This window comes from Tsukamurella paurometabola DSM 20162 (assembly GCF_000092225.1).
GTDB lineage: Bacteria > Actinomycetota > Actinomycetes > Mycobacteriales > Mycobacteriaceae > Tsukamurella > Tsukamurella paurometabola.
Genome location: NC_014158.1, coordinates 4,278,802 through 4,292,019, shown reverse-complemented (window position 1 = coordinate 4,292,019; position 13,218 = coordinate 4,278,802). Strand labels below are relative to the sequence as shown.

The 13,218-nt window shown below is 66.8% G+C and carries 18 protein-coding genes; 13 read left to right on the top strand and 5 right to left on the bottom strand.

Annotation, left to right across the window (positions count from 1 at the left end; translation table 11 throughout):
* Positions 1-69: 69 nt before the first annotated feature.
* Both rpsR and rplI read left to right on the top strand, forming a co-directional pair.
* A complete protein-coding gene (gene rpsR, locus TPAU_RS20835) occupies positions 70-327 on the top strand; it encodes a 30S ribosomal protein S18 (protein WP_013128725.1) in 258 nt (85 codons plus the stop codon).
* 13 nt (positions 328-340) lie between these two features.
* Positions 341-793, top strand: coding sequence for a 50S ribosomal protein L9 (gene rplI, locus TPAU_RS20830; RefSeq protein WP_013128724.1), 453 nt, complete (start codon positions 341-343; stop codon positions 791-793).
* A 63-nt stretch (positions 794-856) separates the two neighbouring features.
* On the opposite strand, the gene TPAU_RS20825 is transcribed toward rplI, so the two are convergent.
* Entirely contained in the window at positions 857-1,354 is a 498-nt protein-coding gene (locus tag TPAU_RS20825; RefSeq protein WP_013128723.1) for a hypothetical protein, read from the bottom strand.
* Between the two features lie 549 nt (positions 1,355-1,903).
* Here TPAU_RS20825 and dnaB point away from each other — a divergent pair.
* Positions 1,904-3,313, top strand: a complete 1,410-nt coding sequence (gene dnaB / locus TPAU_RS20820; protein WP_013128722.1) for a replicative DNA helicase — start codon at positions 1,904-1,906, stop codon at positions 3,311-3,313.
* A gap of 14 nt (positions 3,314-3,327) precedes the next feature.
* Here the strand turns inward: dnaB and TPAU_RS20815 are convergent, their stop codons facing one another.
* Positions 3,328-4,155 carry a MerR family transcriptional regulator gene (locus TPAU_RS20815; RefSeq protein WP_013128721.1) on the bottom strand — a complete coding sequence of 276 codons (828 nt, stop codon included), beginning with the start codon at positions 4,153-4,155 and terminating at the stop codon, positions 3,328-3,330.
* Positions 4,156-4,295: 140 nt separating this feature from the next.
* On the opposite strand from TPAU_RS20815, the gene TPAU_RS20810 reads away from it, so the two are divergent.
* From TPAU_RS20810 to TPAU_RS20800, 3 genes are all read left to right on the top strand, one after another.
* Positions 4,296-4,640, top strand: coding sequence for a nuclear transport factor 2 family protein (locus TPAU_RS20810; protein ID WP_013128720.1), 345 nt, complete (start codon positions 4,296-4,298; stop codon positions 4,638-4,640).
* Positions 4,637-5,476, top strand: a complete 840-nt coding sequence (locus TPAU_RS20805; RefSeq protein ID WP_013128719.1) for an SDR family NAD(P)-dependent oxidoreductase — start codon at positions 4,637-4,639, stop codon at positions 5,474-5,476. Before TPAU_RS20810 ends, TPAU_RS20805 begins: the two co-directional genes overlap by 4 nt.
* Before the next feature lie 95 nt (positions 5,477-5,571).
* On the top strand, positions 5,572-6,330 hold the full coding sequence (locus TPAU_RS20800) for a DinB family protein (protein WP_041945359.1): 759 nt from the start codon (positions 5,572-5,574) through the stop codon (positions 6,328-6,330).
* Positions 6,331-6,740: 410 nt separating this feature from the next.
* Here TPAU_RS20800 and TPAU_RS23270 read toward each other — a convergent pair whose 3' ends face one another.
* Both TPAU_RS23270 and TPAU_RS20790 read right to left on the bottom strand, forming a co-directional pair.
* Entirely contained in the window at positions 6,741-6,917 is a 177-nt protein-coding gene (locus TPAU_RS23270; RefSeq protein WP_013128716.1) for a hypothetical protein, read from the bottom strand.
* A gap of 23 nt (positions 6,918-6,940) precedes the next feature.
* Positions 6,941-7,393 (bottom strand): Hsp20/alpha crystallin family protein, encoded by a 453-nt coding sequence (locus tag TPAU_RS20790; protein WP_013128715.1) that lies wholly within the window; start codon positions 7,391-7,393, stop codon positions 6,941-6,943.
* A 328-nt stretch (positions 7,394-7,721) separates the two neighbouring features.
* Here TPAU_RS20790 and TPAU_RS23265 point away from each other — a divergent pair, with 328 nt between their 5' ends.
* A complete protein-coding gene (locus tag TPAU_RS23265) occupies positions 7,722-7,874 on the top strand; it encodes a hypothetical protein (RefSeq protein ID WP_013128714.1) in 153 nt (50 codons plus the stop codon).
* 87 nt (positions 7,875-7,961) lie between these two features.
* A complete protein-coding gene (locus TPAU_RS20785; protein ID WP_013128713.1) occupies positions 7,962-8,471 on the top strand; it encodes a TspO/MBR family protein in 510 nt (169 codons plus the stop codon).
* Positions 8,472-8,478: 7 nt separating this feature from the next.
* Here TPAU_RS20785 and TPAU_RS20780 read toward each other — a convergent pair whose 3' ends face one another.
* The gene (locus TPAU_RS20780) at positions 8,479-8,790 is read right to left on the bottom strand and encodes a hypothetical protein (protein WP_147291122.1); all 312 of its coding nucleotides are present in this window, start codon (positions 8,788-8,790) and stop codon (positions 8,479-8,481) included.
* An 80-nt stretch (positions 8,791-8,870) separates the two neighbouring features.
* Between TPAU_RS20780 and TPAU_RS20775 the strand changes: the two genes are divergently transcribed.
* The 5 genes from TPAU_RS20775 (at position 8,871) to TPAU_RS20755 (ending at position 13,148) form a co-directional block, all read left to right on the top strand.
* A complete protein-coding gene (locus tag TPAU_RS20775; RefSeq protein ID WP_013128711.1) occupies positions 8,871-9,482 on the top strand; it encodes a DUF1345 domain-containing protein in 612 nt (203 codons plus the stop codon).
* 73 nt (positions 9,483-9,555) lie between these two features.
* A complete protein-coding gene (locus tag TPAU_RS20770) occupies positions 9,556-10,200 on the top strand; it encodes an ABC transporter permease (RefSeq protein ID WP_013128710.1) in 645 nt (214 codons plus the stop codon).
* Between the two features lie 43 nt (positions 10,201-10,243).
* Positions 10,244-11,413 carry an ATP-binding cassette domain-containing protein gene (locus tag TPAU_RS20765; protein WP_013128709.1) on the top strand — a complete coding sequence of 390 codons (1,170 nt, stop codon included), beginning with the start codon at positions 10,244-10,246 and terminating at the stop codon, positions 11,411-11,413.
* Positions 11,410-12,189: an ABC transporter permease gene (locus tag TPAU_RS20760; protein WP_013128708.1), complete on the top strand. Its 780-nt coding sequence runs from the start codon at positions 11,410-11,412 to the stop codon at positions 12,187-12,189. The genes TPAU_RS20765 and TPAU_RS20760 overlap by 4 nt, the downstream gene beginning before the upstream one ends.
* Positions 12,186-13,148 (top strand): glycine betaine ABC transporter substrate-binding protein, encoded by a 963-nt coding sequence (locus tag TPAU_RS20755; protein WP_013128707.1) that lies wholly within the window; start codon positions 12,186-12,188, stop codon positions 13,146-13,148. Before TPAU_RS20760 ends, TPAU_RS20755 begins: the two co-directional genes overlap by 4 nt.
* The last annotated feature ends 70 nt before the right edge of the window (positions 13,149-13,218 follow it).

The window sequence follows — 13,218 nt, the reverse complement described above, 5'->3', positions numbered from 1 at the left end:
TCCCCGGGATCGAGAACTGTGCCGGACCGTCAGCGGTCCGGAGATACCTATTCAAGGAGTACCAACACCATGGCCGGTAAGGGCAATGGCCGGAAGGTGCGCGTCGAGAAGGCCGTCAAGGCCAAGGCGTGCACGTTCTGCAAGGAAAAGAACATCAAGATCGACTACAAGGACACCACGCTGCTGCGTCGTTTCCTGTCGGAGCGGGGCAAGATCCGCAGCCGTCGCGTGACGGGCAACTGCGTCCAGCACCAGCGCGACGTCGCGATCGCCGTCAAGAACTCGCGTGAGGTGGCCCTGCTGCCGTTCACGTCGACCACTCGATAAGGGGAGAGAAGTCATGAAGCTGATTCTCACCGCCGACGTCGACAACCTGGGTGCGCCCGGCGACACCGTCGAGGTCAAGGACGGCTACGGCCGTAACTTCCTGCTGCCCCGCGGTCTGGCGATCGTCGCCAGCCGTGGCGCCGAGAAGCAGGTCGAGGGCATTCGTCGCAGCCAGGAGGCCAAGCGTGTGCGCGGCCTCGACCACGCGAACGAGCTCAAGCAGGCCATCGAGGGCCTCGAGGCCGTGAACCTCGCCGTGAAGACGGCCGAGTCCGGCAAGCTGTTCGGCTCGGTCACCGCGGCCGACGTGGCCGGCGCCCTCAAGGCCGCCGGCGGTCCCGTCGTCGACAAGCGCAGCATCGAGCTGCCGCAGGGTCACATCAAGTCCACGGGTGTCTTCCCCGTGGTCGTGGTGCTGCACCCCGAGGTGCGCGCGAAGTTCTCGCTCACCGTCGCGGCGAACTAAGACGCTCCACGCAGAAGGCCCCCACCGCGAGGTGGGGGCCTTCTCGTCGTTCGAGCGAGTGGGTCAGGCGACGATGGTGCCCACGCAGGGGGTGCTGACCTGAGTGCCGATCCACTCGGTACCGGCGCCGGTGCGGATCACCACGTTGTAGGTGACCGCGCCCTTGCCGGTGTTGACCACGATGCGATTCAGGGTGGGCAGGCCACCCACCCCGTTGAGCCGGACGCTGCCGTACTTGCCGGTGGTGGTGTTGTTCCACGACAGGGTGGCGTTCGAGGCGAACTGGCTGAGGACGAGATCGCGGGCGCCGGCGTTGCCGGTACCGGCGAATTCGATCTGGCCCGGCCGCAGAACCTTGGCGTTGACCTTCCAATTGACCATGTCGCCGCCCACCACGAACATCGGGTTCGCGCTGGAGCAGGTGGCCGTGGCGGTGACCGGCTTGGCGGGCGCCGGTGCGGGGGCGGGTTCGGCGCCCGCGGGCCCGATGGCGCACGTGGCGATGGCCGCGACCGCGACCGCGACGCCTGCCGTGCGCGTCGTGATCTGCTGGGGGTTCATCGGGTGGTCCTTCCATCTCATATGACTCGGTTCAGGGTACGCGGGAACGGTGACGGGCAGAAGTCCGATTGCCGAGCAGTTCCGAGTACCCGCAGGTAGGAGGCACCGCAAGATGACCGGCGGGTAACAACCGGGGGTGGTTTTGACCGCGCAAGCGCCAACGATGCACTCACGACACGCCCGAATGTCGGATCGGTACGACACGCTGAGTGTTCTCGTTCCACAGCCGGTGGATGATTTTCGATGGTGGTGACCTGCGACAACAAGATACAACGCATGTAGTCTCCACAGGTTTTCCCCATCGGTCCACACTGGCGCTCACACGCGGAGCGCGCGTCCTCCACACCCCATCCCCAGGTTCATCCACAGCCGGGCTTTGCGTCCCCCGGGGCAGCGCCTAGCGTTCACGGGCGTCGGTCTCGAGCGCGCGCCCGCGTGGCGCCTCCCCGTTTCTGTGGGTGGTGTGCGGTAGACCGAAGGCGAGCAGGTGCAGGTGCAGTCCGGCGGCCCCACAAGGGACGGGCGGACGTGAGCGAGAGCGGGTATCCGATGTCGGTGACGGACGAGCAGGAGTTCACCCCTGGGCCGGCCAATCGCACGGACGTCCCGGCCTCCGATGCTCCGCCCGCCGAGGACTTCGGCCGCCAGCCGCCCCAGGACATCGCCGCGGAACAGTCGGTGCTCGGCGCGATGATGCTGTCGAAGGACGCGATCGCCGACGTTCTCGAGGTGGTGCGCCCGGGTGACTTCTATCGGCCCGCCCACCAGTCCGTCTACGATGCGATCCTCGATCTTTACGGTGCGGGCGAGCCGGCCGACGCCGTCACCGTGTCGGCGACGCTCGATCGCAAGGGCGAACTCAAGCGCGTGGGTGGGGCGCCCTACCTGCACACCCTGATCTCCACGGTGCCCACGGCGGCGAACGCGGGCTACTACGCCGAGATCGTGGCCGAGAAGGCGATCCTGCGCAGGCTCGTCGAGGCGGGGACCCGAATCGTCCAGTACGGCTACTCCGGATCCGAGGGCGCCGACGTGGCCGAGGTGGTCGACCGGGCGCAGGCGGCCGTCTACGACGTGACCGAGCGCAAGGCGTCCGAGGATTACGTGGTCCTCGAAGAGCTGCTGCAGCCGACCATGGACGAGATCGACGCGATCGCCTCGCGCGGCGGCGTCAGCATGGGGGTGCCCACCGGATTCACCGATTTCGACGCGCTCACCAACGGCCTGCACGCCGGCCAGATGATCATCATCGCCGGCCGCCCCGGCGCGGGTAAGTCCACGGTGGCACTCGATATCCTGCGGTCCTGCTCGATCGCCAACGGTATGGCCGGTGCGCTGTTCAGCCTTGAGATGAGCAAGACCGAGGTGGTGATGCGCCTGCTCTCCGCCGAGGCCCGGATCAAGCTGGCCGATATGCGCTCGGGCAAGATGACCGACGACGACTGGACTCGACTCGCACGCCGCATGTCGGAGATCTCCGAGGCACCGTTGTTCGTCGACGATTCGCCGAACCTGACGATGATGGAGATTCGGGCCAAGGCCCGCCGCCTCAAGCAGCGGCACGATCTCAAGCTCATCGTGATCGACTACCTGCAGCTGATGACATCCGGTAAGAAGGTCGAATCCCGTCAGCAGGAGGTCTCGGAATTCTCCCGCCAGCTCAAGCTGCTGGCCAAGGAGCTGGAAGTGCCGCTGATCGCCGTCGCACAGCTCAACCGTGGTCCCGAACAGCGCACCGATAAGAAGCCCCAGGTCGCCGACCTCCGTGAGTCCGGCTCACTGGAGCAGGACGCCGACATGGTGGTCCTGGTGCACCGCCCCGACGCCTACGAACGCGACGATCCCCGTGCCGGCGAGGCCGATTTCATCCTGGGTAAGCACCGTGCCGGCCCCACCGCGACCGTCACCGTCGCGCACCAGCTGCACTACTCCCGCTTCGTGGACATGGCCAAGGGCTGACCGCCAGCGCCGGTTCATACCGCTGGTGGCGTGGTGCTGAAGATCGGCCAGCAGATCTCGGTCGCGGTGAACCGCGCCGGATCCGCTGGAGTGCCGCCGAGGTAGTGCTCGCGGATGGGCCCCTGGCCGCTGATCAGATGCTCGTTGACGTACGTGCCCAAGGCCGCGTAGCTGCGGTCGATACCGTCATGACCACCCGGGTGGGTGAGCACCGCGAATGCGGCTCCGGGCAGGACCTCGGCGTGGATGCCGTCCGGGGGATCGGCGGTGGACGGCGCCGCGACGAACATGGTGGCTCTTCCGCGTTGTTCGAGAAACAACGCGCGATCGTAGAGGCCGCCCGGCACCACGGCGGCCGGCTCGCCTGTAGCCGCGGCGACGGCGCGGTGCAGTGTCCGCACAGATTCCGTGAACCAGTCGTCGATCCCAGTGATATCGATCGTGGCGCTCACGGACCACACATCGAGCGCGGGTTCGTGGCGCGAGCTGACGTCGGTCGGAATGCGTACGGGGGACAGCAGTTCGCGCAGCGCGGCCACGGTCTCCTGGGTCCGCTGCAACTGCGTCTGCATCTGTTCGAGATGGCTGGTGATGATGTCGGTGCGAGCCGCCGCGTCCTCCGTACTCAGTAGCGCCTTGATATCGGGGATGGACATTCCCAGCGACCGGAATCGGCGGATGATGTGGGCGTGATCGACCTGGCGGGTGTCGTAGATGCGATAGCCGCTGGAGGGATCGATATGGGCGGGCTCGAGAATGCCGATGTCGTGGTAGTGGCGTAGTGCCTTCCTACTCAGCCCCGTCATCACTGCGAAGTCTCCGATCGAGACCTGTGCGCCCACGGTGTTCTCCTCTGCGTCGCGGCACCCACCTGATGGGCGTTGCCTCCATCCTCGAGCCTCCCCCTAGGGCAAGGTCAACATCGCGGCGCGGTCGGATCGGGGATTGACCTTCCCCCTACGGCAACCTCCATCGTGGCGCCATGACCAACAACACAGACTGGGATGCACTCCCGGAGACCGTACGAACGTTCATGACAGCGCTCGATGCCCGCGAGGTGGACCGAGCGCTTGCCACCCTCACTCCCGGCGCCGTGGTGACCGACGACGGACACGACTACACAGGGCACGACGAGATCGGTGCATGGGTGGCCACCGCGGCCGCCGAGTACACCTACGCCGCCGAGTTCACCGGTGCGACCGTGACCGACGTGGGCGTCGATGTCGGTCAGCACCTGGAAGGCGACTTCCCGGGCGGTGTCGCCGATCTGCACTATCGTTTCGCCCTCTCCGGTGCGTCGATCAGCCGGTTGGTGATCGAACCATGAGCAGAAGGTGGTTCATCACCGGGGGAACCCCCGGCAACTTCGGAATGGCGTTCGCCGAGGCGGCGCTGGAGACCGGCGACCGCGTGGTTCTCACCTCCCGGCGTCCGCAGGAACTGACGATATGGGCCGCGCAGTACGGCGACCGCGTTCTCGTTGTGCCGGTAGAACTTACCGATGCGGATCAGGTACAGGATGCGGTGCGTGCCGCCGAGGAGCATTTCGGCGGCATCGACGTGCTGGTCAATTGCGCTGGCCGCGGCTGGTACGGATCGATCGAAGGCATGGATGAGTCCGCCATGCGGGCGATGTTCGAACTGAACTTCTTCGCTGTACTGTCGGTGACCCGCGCCGTGCTGCCGGGGATGCGCGCCCGCGGCAGCGGATGGATCGTCAACGTGTCCTCCGTGGCAGGCTTGGTCTCAGCGCCCGGATTCGGCTACTACAGTGCGACGAAGTTCGCCATCGAAGCCATCACCGACGCGCTGTACGACGAAGTGGCCCCACATGGCATTTCCGTATTGACCGTCGAACCGGGCGCGTTCCGAACCAACGCCTACACGGGATTCTCCAGCGAGCCCATCAACGAGCCGATCCTGGACTACCACGACATGCTCGAGCAAGTCCGTGCCGTCTTCGTCGGGATGGACGGGGTGCAACCCGGAGATCCGTGCCGCGGTGCCCGGGCCGTGATCGCCGCGATGGCTCAGGACCCACCGCCGCGCAAACTGGTCCTGGGAAACAGTGGTTACGATGCCGTGATCACCTCGCTGGAGAAGGCTCTGGCGGATCTCCGGAAGAATGAAACACTCTCGCGCAGTGCAGATTTTCCCATCTGACGGGTGGTCAGGACCGCATTCGCGGGGCGGGTCAGCGCCAGGACAATGGACGAGTGAACCTCGGCGAGGCCGAGGTCGGTTCTACGATGCGAAGCATGGTCCGGTATGTCGATGAGGATCTGCGCGGGGCGGAGTTCCGCGAGTGCGATCTGTCTCAGGCGCGATTCATCGGGGCGGTGATGCGTGATGCCGTGATCGACGGACTGGTCTCCGGTCTCCTCGTGAACGGTGTCGAGGTGACCGGGTACGTCGAGGCGGAGCTCGACCGGCGGTACCCGGTGCGGCCGCTGATCCGCTCCGAGGACCCCGTCGAACTGCGCCGGGCCACGGCGATGCTCCACGCCGACTGGGCGGCTACGATCGAGCGGATCCGTCGCGCCCCGGGCATCGAGAGCCGCACCGTGAACGGGGAATGGTCCGCCACACAAACCCTGCGGCACCTCGTCTTCGTGCACGACTCGTGGTTTCGCCGGTGCTGCCTGGGCGCGCGGGAGTCGTTCACGCCGTGGGGGCTCGGTCCGGACGCTGGGCCCTACCGTGGGGCCAACGGGCTGGACCTCACGCTCGACCCTGCCTTCGAGGACGTGGTGGCCGTGCGTGCGGCCCAGGCCGCGGAATTGGAGGACTGGCTCGGCACCGTCACCCCGGGACGACTCGCGGCGGCCGCTCCCGTGCCCGACGACGATGTCTGGCCTCCGTACGCACGGGGTCGTTCGGTGCGGCAGTGCCTCGTAACCGTGCTCACCGAGCTCTTCGAGCACCACCGCTACTGCGTCCGGGATCTCGATCGGATCGGGTCGTTCGTCGATCAGGCGGCGCGCGGTGGCGGCGAGTCGAGATCGTCGCAGAAGTAGAAGGCGACCGATTCGGGCGTGGCCCCGGTGCGCGGCGTCCGCCGAGCGAGCAAGCGGGACAGGGTCGCGCAGTGGTGGAAGGGAAGGTCCGAGGGATCCGACAGCACAACGCTTCCGCCCGCGACCCGGTGCCAGGTGTCATCGCCGATTACTCTGCACCGCATGCTCGCCCGGCCCGCGCTATCGCACTCGGTGATCACTTCCACTGTCCCCGATACGGGGGCACCGTCCTCCGTAGGCAGGGGGTGGACGGTCTCGATCGTCACGGTGAGCTGGTGTGGCGTTCTCAATGTGGTGTTCCTCATGAACTCGATGCGGCCGGCCGAACGAAGTGGGGATCGGCTCGGGGGCCCCGACCAGCCGTCAGGGGCCCCCGAGCCTCGCAATCGGGGTCGGATGTCGCGTGTCACCTAGATGACGAAGCGGTGCCCGTCGATGAGTAGCACCTCGTCGCGACGGACCCACGGGTACTCGTCGAGCCCGGACTCGACCTCGACGGCGCGGGACTGCTCGGCGACATCCGCCGGGTCAGCCTGCGACAGCGTGATATCGGTTGCCGGTAGATCGGATTGCTGGACGTTCCGCACGCTCGTACCTCCGTGGAGTCGGCTCAGGATTCGACCGCGAGCTGCTCGCACTGCGGCTCATCGGCACCCTGCTCGACGACGATGTGCCGCGGTTTGGCGCGTTCAGCGATCGGGATCGTCACGGTGAGTACCCCGTTGTCGTAACGCGCCGTGATGCCGGCGGTATCGATGTTGTCGCTGAGGGTGAGCTGTCGGCGATAGATGCCGGAGAATCGCTCACTGGCGAGCCAGGTGACCCCGGAATCGGACATCGTCGACCGGCGCCCCGTGAGGGTGAGAACACCGTTCTCGACGTTCACATCGATCGAGCCGGGGTCTGCGCCGGGCAGGTCGGCAGTCAGGACGTAGTGGTCGTCGACCTGGTAGAGATCGATCGGCATGAACCGCGGAGATCGCGCTGATCCCGTCTGTCGCCCAGCAGCGGCAAGTCCCTGAGAAAGCTGGTCGAACTCAGAAAATGGGTCAAACCGAAGCACAGCAAACACCTCCCGTGAACTCCAGGCTGCCCGTCACCCTGACGGGCAACTCTTCAACTGTGCGCTATCTGTTTTAGCACTCCTTCGACGCGAGTGCTAGAGAAATCGAGTGTGACGGGAATGGTGAGCGATTCGTTGGATCGCCTCCGCGCGAAACGTTTCCGCCACCGTGGCGCCCTCATGCCGATCACGCGCCCCCATGGCCGATGCCGTTCGATCTCCACAGCCGTGTTCACCATCACCTTGGAAGCCTCCCTCCTCGGCGATAGATTTAAGGCATTGATCTATCGCCTGCCTCGGGTGCAGGCCTCACGGGAAGGAAGTGGACATGATCACCGTCCTCGCCCTCATCGCGTTCGTCGTCGGTCTGGCATGGCTCACCCACGACCGCAACGACCTCGACTTCCGCGCGCGCGATCAGCGCGGCGCCGCGGCCGATCGGGACCGGCGTACCGGTTCCGGGGGTGTCATCGTCCCCTGACCTGTCCCATCCGAATCGAGCCCTGCGCCGAATACATCACGACGGCATGTGCAGCCGTCCCGACGTAGCGATGGAGGCAGGATTCGTATGGTCACCGATACCCCCACCCCCGAGGTTCCCGCTCGCCGCCGCGAGTTCCGGCCGGTCGCCCTCGCGGTCTCGCTGATCTCTGTCGCGATCGTCGCCGGCGTCGGTGGAGCCGCATCGGCTGATGCCGCATCGGCCTACGGACGGTTGCAACAGCCCTCGTGGGCGCCCCCGAGCTGGGTGTTCGGCCCGGTATGGGGTGTGCTGTACGTGCTGATGGCCATCGCGGCGTGGCGGGTCTGGCGCGCCGACCCGCGGCCCGGCAATCGCGCGATCACGGTGTACGGCGTGCAGTTGCTGCTGAATCTGGCGTGGTCGCCGCTGTTCTTCGCTATGGAGCAGCGAGGCTGGGCGCTGGTGGACATCGTGCTGCTCGATGTTCTCGTGATCGCCACCCTGTTGGCCTTCCGCTCGCGCGATCGGCTCGCGGCGGGTCTTCTCGTGCCGTATCTGGCGTGGATCCTGTTCGCGACGGCGCTGAACTATTCCGTCTGGTCGCTCAACGCCTAATCGGCGCTCAGTTGTCGATCCACCCGTCGTAGCGATGCGCGGCTTTGACGGGGTCATAGGTGCGCCGTCTCCAGGCAAGGGCGACGCAGGTGACGATGAGGGCCGGCACGGTGAGGGACAGGATGACCAGCGGCTGCGCACCCTGCTCGCGAAGCAGGGTGAGGTGGATCGCTGCGGTCGCGGCGATCGTGGCCACGGTGAGGGCGGCCGCGATCGGCAGGGCGCCCACGTGGAAGACGCGCCCGATCCGGCGGCACCCCGTGAGGAGGAGTCGCACGAGTAGGTACAGGACGACGGCGATGACGCGGTAGACCATCACGCTCTTCACAATACATGCGGAATCACGCATATGTTGGTCGGACGGATGCGTACCGATGATCACCTGGTACTTTCCGACGAATGATGCGCCGCAACGTGGTTCCGCTGTTGGAGTACGCGCTCACCGGGCTGGGGCTGATCTGGCTGGCGTACGTCCTGGTCTCCGGTCGGCCTGCGATCGGGCTGCTCATCGCCTGGGACCTCGCGGCACTCGGTTACATCATGCTCAACTGGATCGCGCTGCGGCGCAACATTCCCGACGAGGAGTCCGTCGAGGGCGATGTCCGTGCCCCGGCCTGGCAGGCCACCCTGTTCGCGGTGGTCGCCTCCGGATCCGGACTGGTCGGCGGCATGCTGATGATCGTCTGGCGCGACGACGACGCCGCGGATCCGTGGCTCCAGCCCGCCGCGGCCGCGACCGTCCTTCTGTCGTGGGTGCTCCTGCACATGGCCTTCGCGCAGATCTACGCCCGCTCCTTCTACACCGAGGGCGGCCTGGACTTCCCGCACTGCGAGAGCCCGCAGGCCACCGAGTTTCTTTACTTCTCGTTCACGGTCGGCACCTCGTTCGCCGTCTCCGACGTCACCGTCACGAGCACGCCGATGCGCCGCCGGCTCATCGTCCACAGCGTGCTGAGCTTCTTCTTCAACGCCGCGGTGGTGGCCATCGCGCTGGATTGGATCAAGGGCTGATCGTCCCCGCGGATTCGAACCAGTCTGATCGCCAACCACACGCGAACCGCCGATCGACTGTAGGTTCGTCCGGGTGGACCTCCGCAGATTTCTCGACGGTCGCGGGGAGCAGCTCGCTTTTCTCACCTACCAGCACGCCTCGCTGGTGATCCAGTGCGTCCTGGCCGCGGTGGTGATCGCGCTGGTTCTGGCCGCCGCGGTGTACCGGTCCCGCGCCGGGGCCGCGATCGCCACGGCGATCGCCTCGGTGGGAATGACGATCCCCTCGCTCGCCCTGCTCGCACTGCTGCTGCTCGTCTTCGGCCTCGGGGTGGCCCCGTCGGTGACGATGCTCGGCTTCTACGCCACCCTCCCGATCCTCACCAGCGCCATCGTCGGGTTGCGTGCGGTGCCGCCGAACATCGTGGAGGCGGCCCGGGGCATCGGCATGCCGCGCTGGCGGGTGCTCGCCACCGTCGAACTGCCGCACGCCTGGCCCGTGATCCTCACCGGTATCCGGGTGAGCACCCAGCTCGTGGTGGGCGTCGCCACCGTGGTGGCGTACGTGTTGGGGCCCGGCCTGGGCTCGCTCATCTTCTCCGGCCTCGCCCGCCTCGGCGGCGCCGGCGCCCTCGAATCCGCCCTCACCGGCACGGTTCTCGTGGTGATCGTCGCGCTCGTGCTCGACGGCCTGCTGGTGCTGTTGGGCCGGTTCACCGTCTCGAAGGGGCTGGTATGACGGTCCTTCCCAGTCCCGTGTCCCCTACCGAATGGATCCCCGCATGACCGAGACCACGGGCGTATCGATCACGCTGGACAAGGTGGTCAAGAGCTATCGCGGGCAGGACAAGCCCGCGGTCAAGGAGCTCACCCTGGAGATCGCGGCGGGCGAGACCGTGGCCATCGTCGGCCCGTCCGGCTGCGGTAAGACCACCACGCTGAAGATGATCAATCGGCTCATCGAGCCCACGTCCGGCAAGGTGATCATCGGTGGCACCGACGCGACCGGCGTCGACCCCGACGAGCTGCGGCAGGGTATCGGCTACGTGGTGCAGGCCGGCGGTTTGTTCCCGCACTGGACGGTGGAGAAGAACATCGCCGCGGTACCGAAGCTGCTGGGCTGGGACAAGTCCCGCACCGACGCCCGGGTCACCGAACTGCTCGACCTCGTCGGGCTCGATCCCGCCGAATTCCGCCGACGCTTCCCCAAGGAGATGTCGGGCGGGCAGCAGCAACGCGTGGGCGTGGCCCGCGCGCTCGCCGCCGATCCGCCGGTGCTGTTGATGGACGAGCCCTTCGGCGCCGTCGACCCGATCACCCGCGTGCGGCTGCAGGACCAGTTGCTCGCGATCCAGGAAGACCTGCACAAGACCATCGTCATCGTGACCCACGACGTCGACGAGGCGATCAAGCTCGGAGATCGAGTGCTGATTCTGTCCGAGGGTGGCCAGATCGAGCAGTTCGCCCCGCCCGAGGAGATCCTGGCGGCGCCCGCCAACGAGTTCGTGGAGGAATTCGTGGGCTCGGGTGCCACGCTGCGTCACCTCACCCTCACGACGGTGAGCGAAATTCCCAGTGCCCCGGTAGTTCTCACCCAGCCCGGCGAGGATTCCGAGGAGGTGGCCGCCCGTGCCAAGGAGGCGAAGCTGAGCTGGGTGGTGGTCACCGATGCGGACGGCCGTCCGCGCGCCTGGCCCTCGGTCTCCGAAGTATTGAGCAAGCCCATCATCTCCGACTACATCGACCAGCGGCTGCCCGTGGTCGAACGCACCGCGACCCTGGCCGATGCCCTCGATGTGATGCTGGCCGCCAGCCAGGGCGGCGTCCTGGTGACCCATCGCGACCGGGTGATCGGTTCGCTGACCATCGAGCAGGTGGCCGCCCGCATCCGCGAGCGTCAGGCCATCGCCAATCCGGAGCAGGCGGCCGACACCTATCGGGCGGCGCCATGACCGCGACCGTCGACACCGAGGCGCGTAACCGATTCGCCGGCGGCCCGCCCTTCGACCTGATCCTCGAACCCCTCCTGGTAGTCGTGGGTTTCGTGGGCTACCTGATCTGGCATGCCACGCAGACCTTCTCCGAGACCGAGGCTGTGCAGCTGCAATGGTCGCAGCTCGGTAGGTCGGTGGGGGAGCACATCTGGCTCACCGTGGTTTCGGCGGTGCTTGTGGTGATCATCGCGATCCCGCTCGGGATCCTGGTCACCCGCAAGAGGTTCGCCCGGATCTCGCCGATCATCGTGGGCCTGGCCAATATCGGGCAGGCCGCCCCCGTGCTGGGCATGGTGGTGTTGTTCGCCATGTGGCTCGGTACCGGGCGCTGGACGGCCGTCGCCGCCCTCGTGGTGTACGCGGTGCTGCCCATCCTGCAGAACACCATCGTGGGACTGCGCCAGGTGGACGATCGCGTGATCGAAGCCGCGCGCGGGCAGGGCTTCTCCGGATTCCAAACCCTGATCAAAGTGGAGCTTCCGCTGTCCGTACCGGTGATCCTGCACGGTGTGCGCACCGCGCTGGTGATCCTGGTGGGCACCGCGACACTCGGCACGTTCATCGGCGCCGGCGGCCTCGGCGTGCTCATCACCACCGGCGTCACCCTGTACCTGCCTCCGCTGCTGTTCTCCGGTGCCCTCCTCGTGGCGCTGCTCGCGCTGGCCATCGACTGGGTGGCCCGACTCGCCGAGTACCTGCTCTCGCCCCGCGGACTGCGGGGGGTGCCGGCATGACCCGCCGTCCTCTGATCGCGGCGCTGGGTGCGGCGCTGGTGATGGCCCTCGGCGCCTGCGGCTTGGAGAGCTCCTCCGGTCACTTCGTGAGCGCCGAATCGGCCGACGGACAGAAGCCGCTGGCCGGGGCCACGATCTCGGTGACCTCGAAGTCCTTCTCCGAGGGTGTCCTGCTCGGCAAGATCACCACGACGATGCTGCAGGCCTCCGGCGCCGACATCACCGACATCACCAATGCCCCCGGTTCGATGTCGTCCCGGCAGGCCATGGTCAGTGGCGCAGCCGATGTCTCGTGGGAGTACACCGGCACCATCTGGGTGAGCTACCTGAAGCAGACCGAGACCATCAGTGATTCCACCGAGCTGTTCACCCGCGTCCGTGACGCGGAGCGCCGCAACGGCATCGAGGTGCTCACTCCGGCACCGTTCAACAATACGTACGCCTTCGCCGTCACACCGCAGCAGAAGGCCCAGTTGAACCTGCGTACGCTGAGCGATCTGTTCCGGCTGCCGCCGCAGCAGCGCAGCCTGTGCGTGGACCCCGAATTTCAGTCCCGCCCTGACGGACTGCCCCGCCTGCTGCAGAAGTACGAGGTGCGGCTCGGCACCGCGACCCCGGCGAACACCGTGAACACCATGGACGCCGGAGTGGTCTACTCGGCGATCTCCGGCGGCACCTGCCTCGCCGGCGATGTCTACGCCACCGACGGGCGGATTCGGAAGATGGGCCTGGAACTTCTGGAGGACGACCGGAAGTTCTTCCTGCCCTACGACGGCGTGCCCGAGGTACGCACTGACGCCCTCGCCAAGTACCCCGCACTCACCGAGGTACTCGGGAAGGTGAGCAGGCTGCTCACCAACGAGACCATGCAGGAGCTCAACGGCCAGATCGACATCGAAGGACGCGACCCGGCCGATGTGGCGGCCACCTGGCTCAAGAAGGTCGGCCTGGTGCGCTGACCGGCGCGTTCGCAGTTGCGGTCGCGGTGAGTGGAAGGGTTCACCGGATCGCGGGCCCGGCCGACACTGA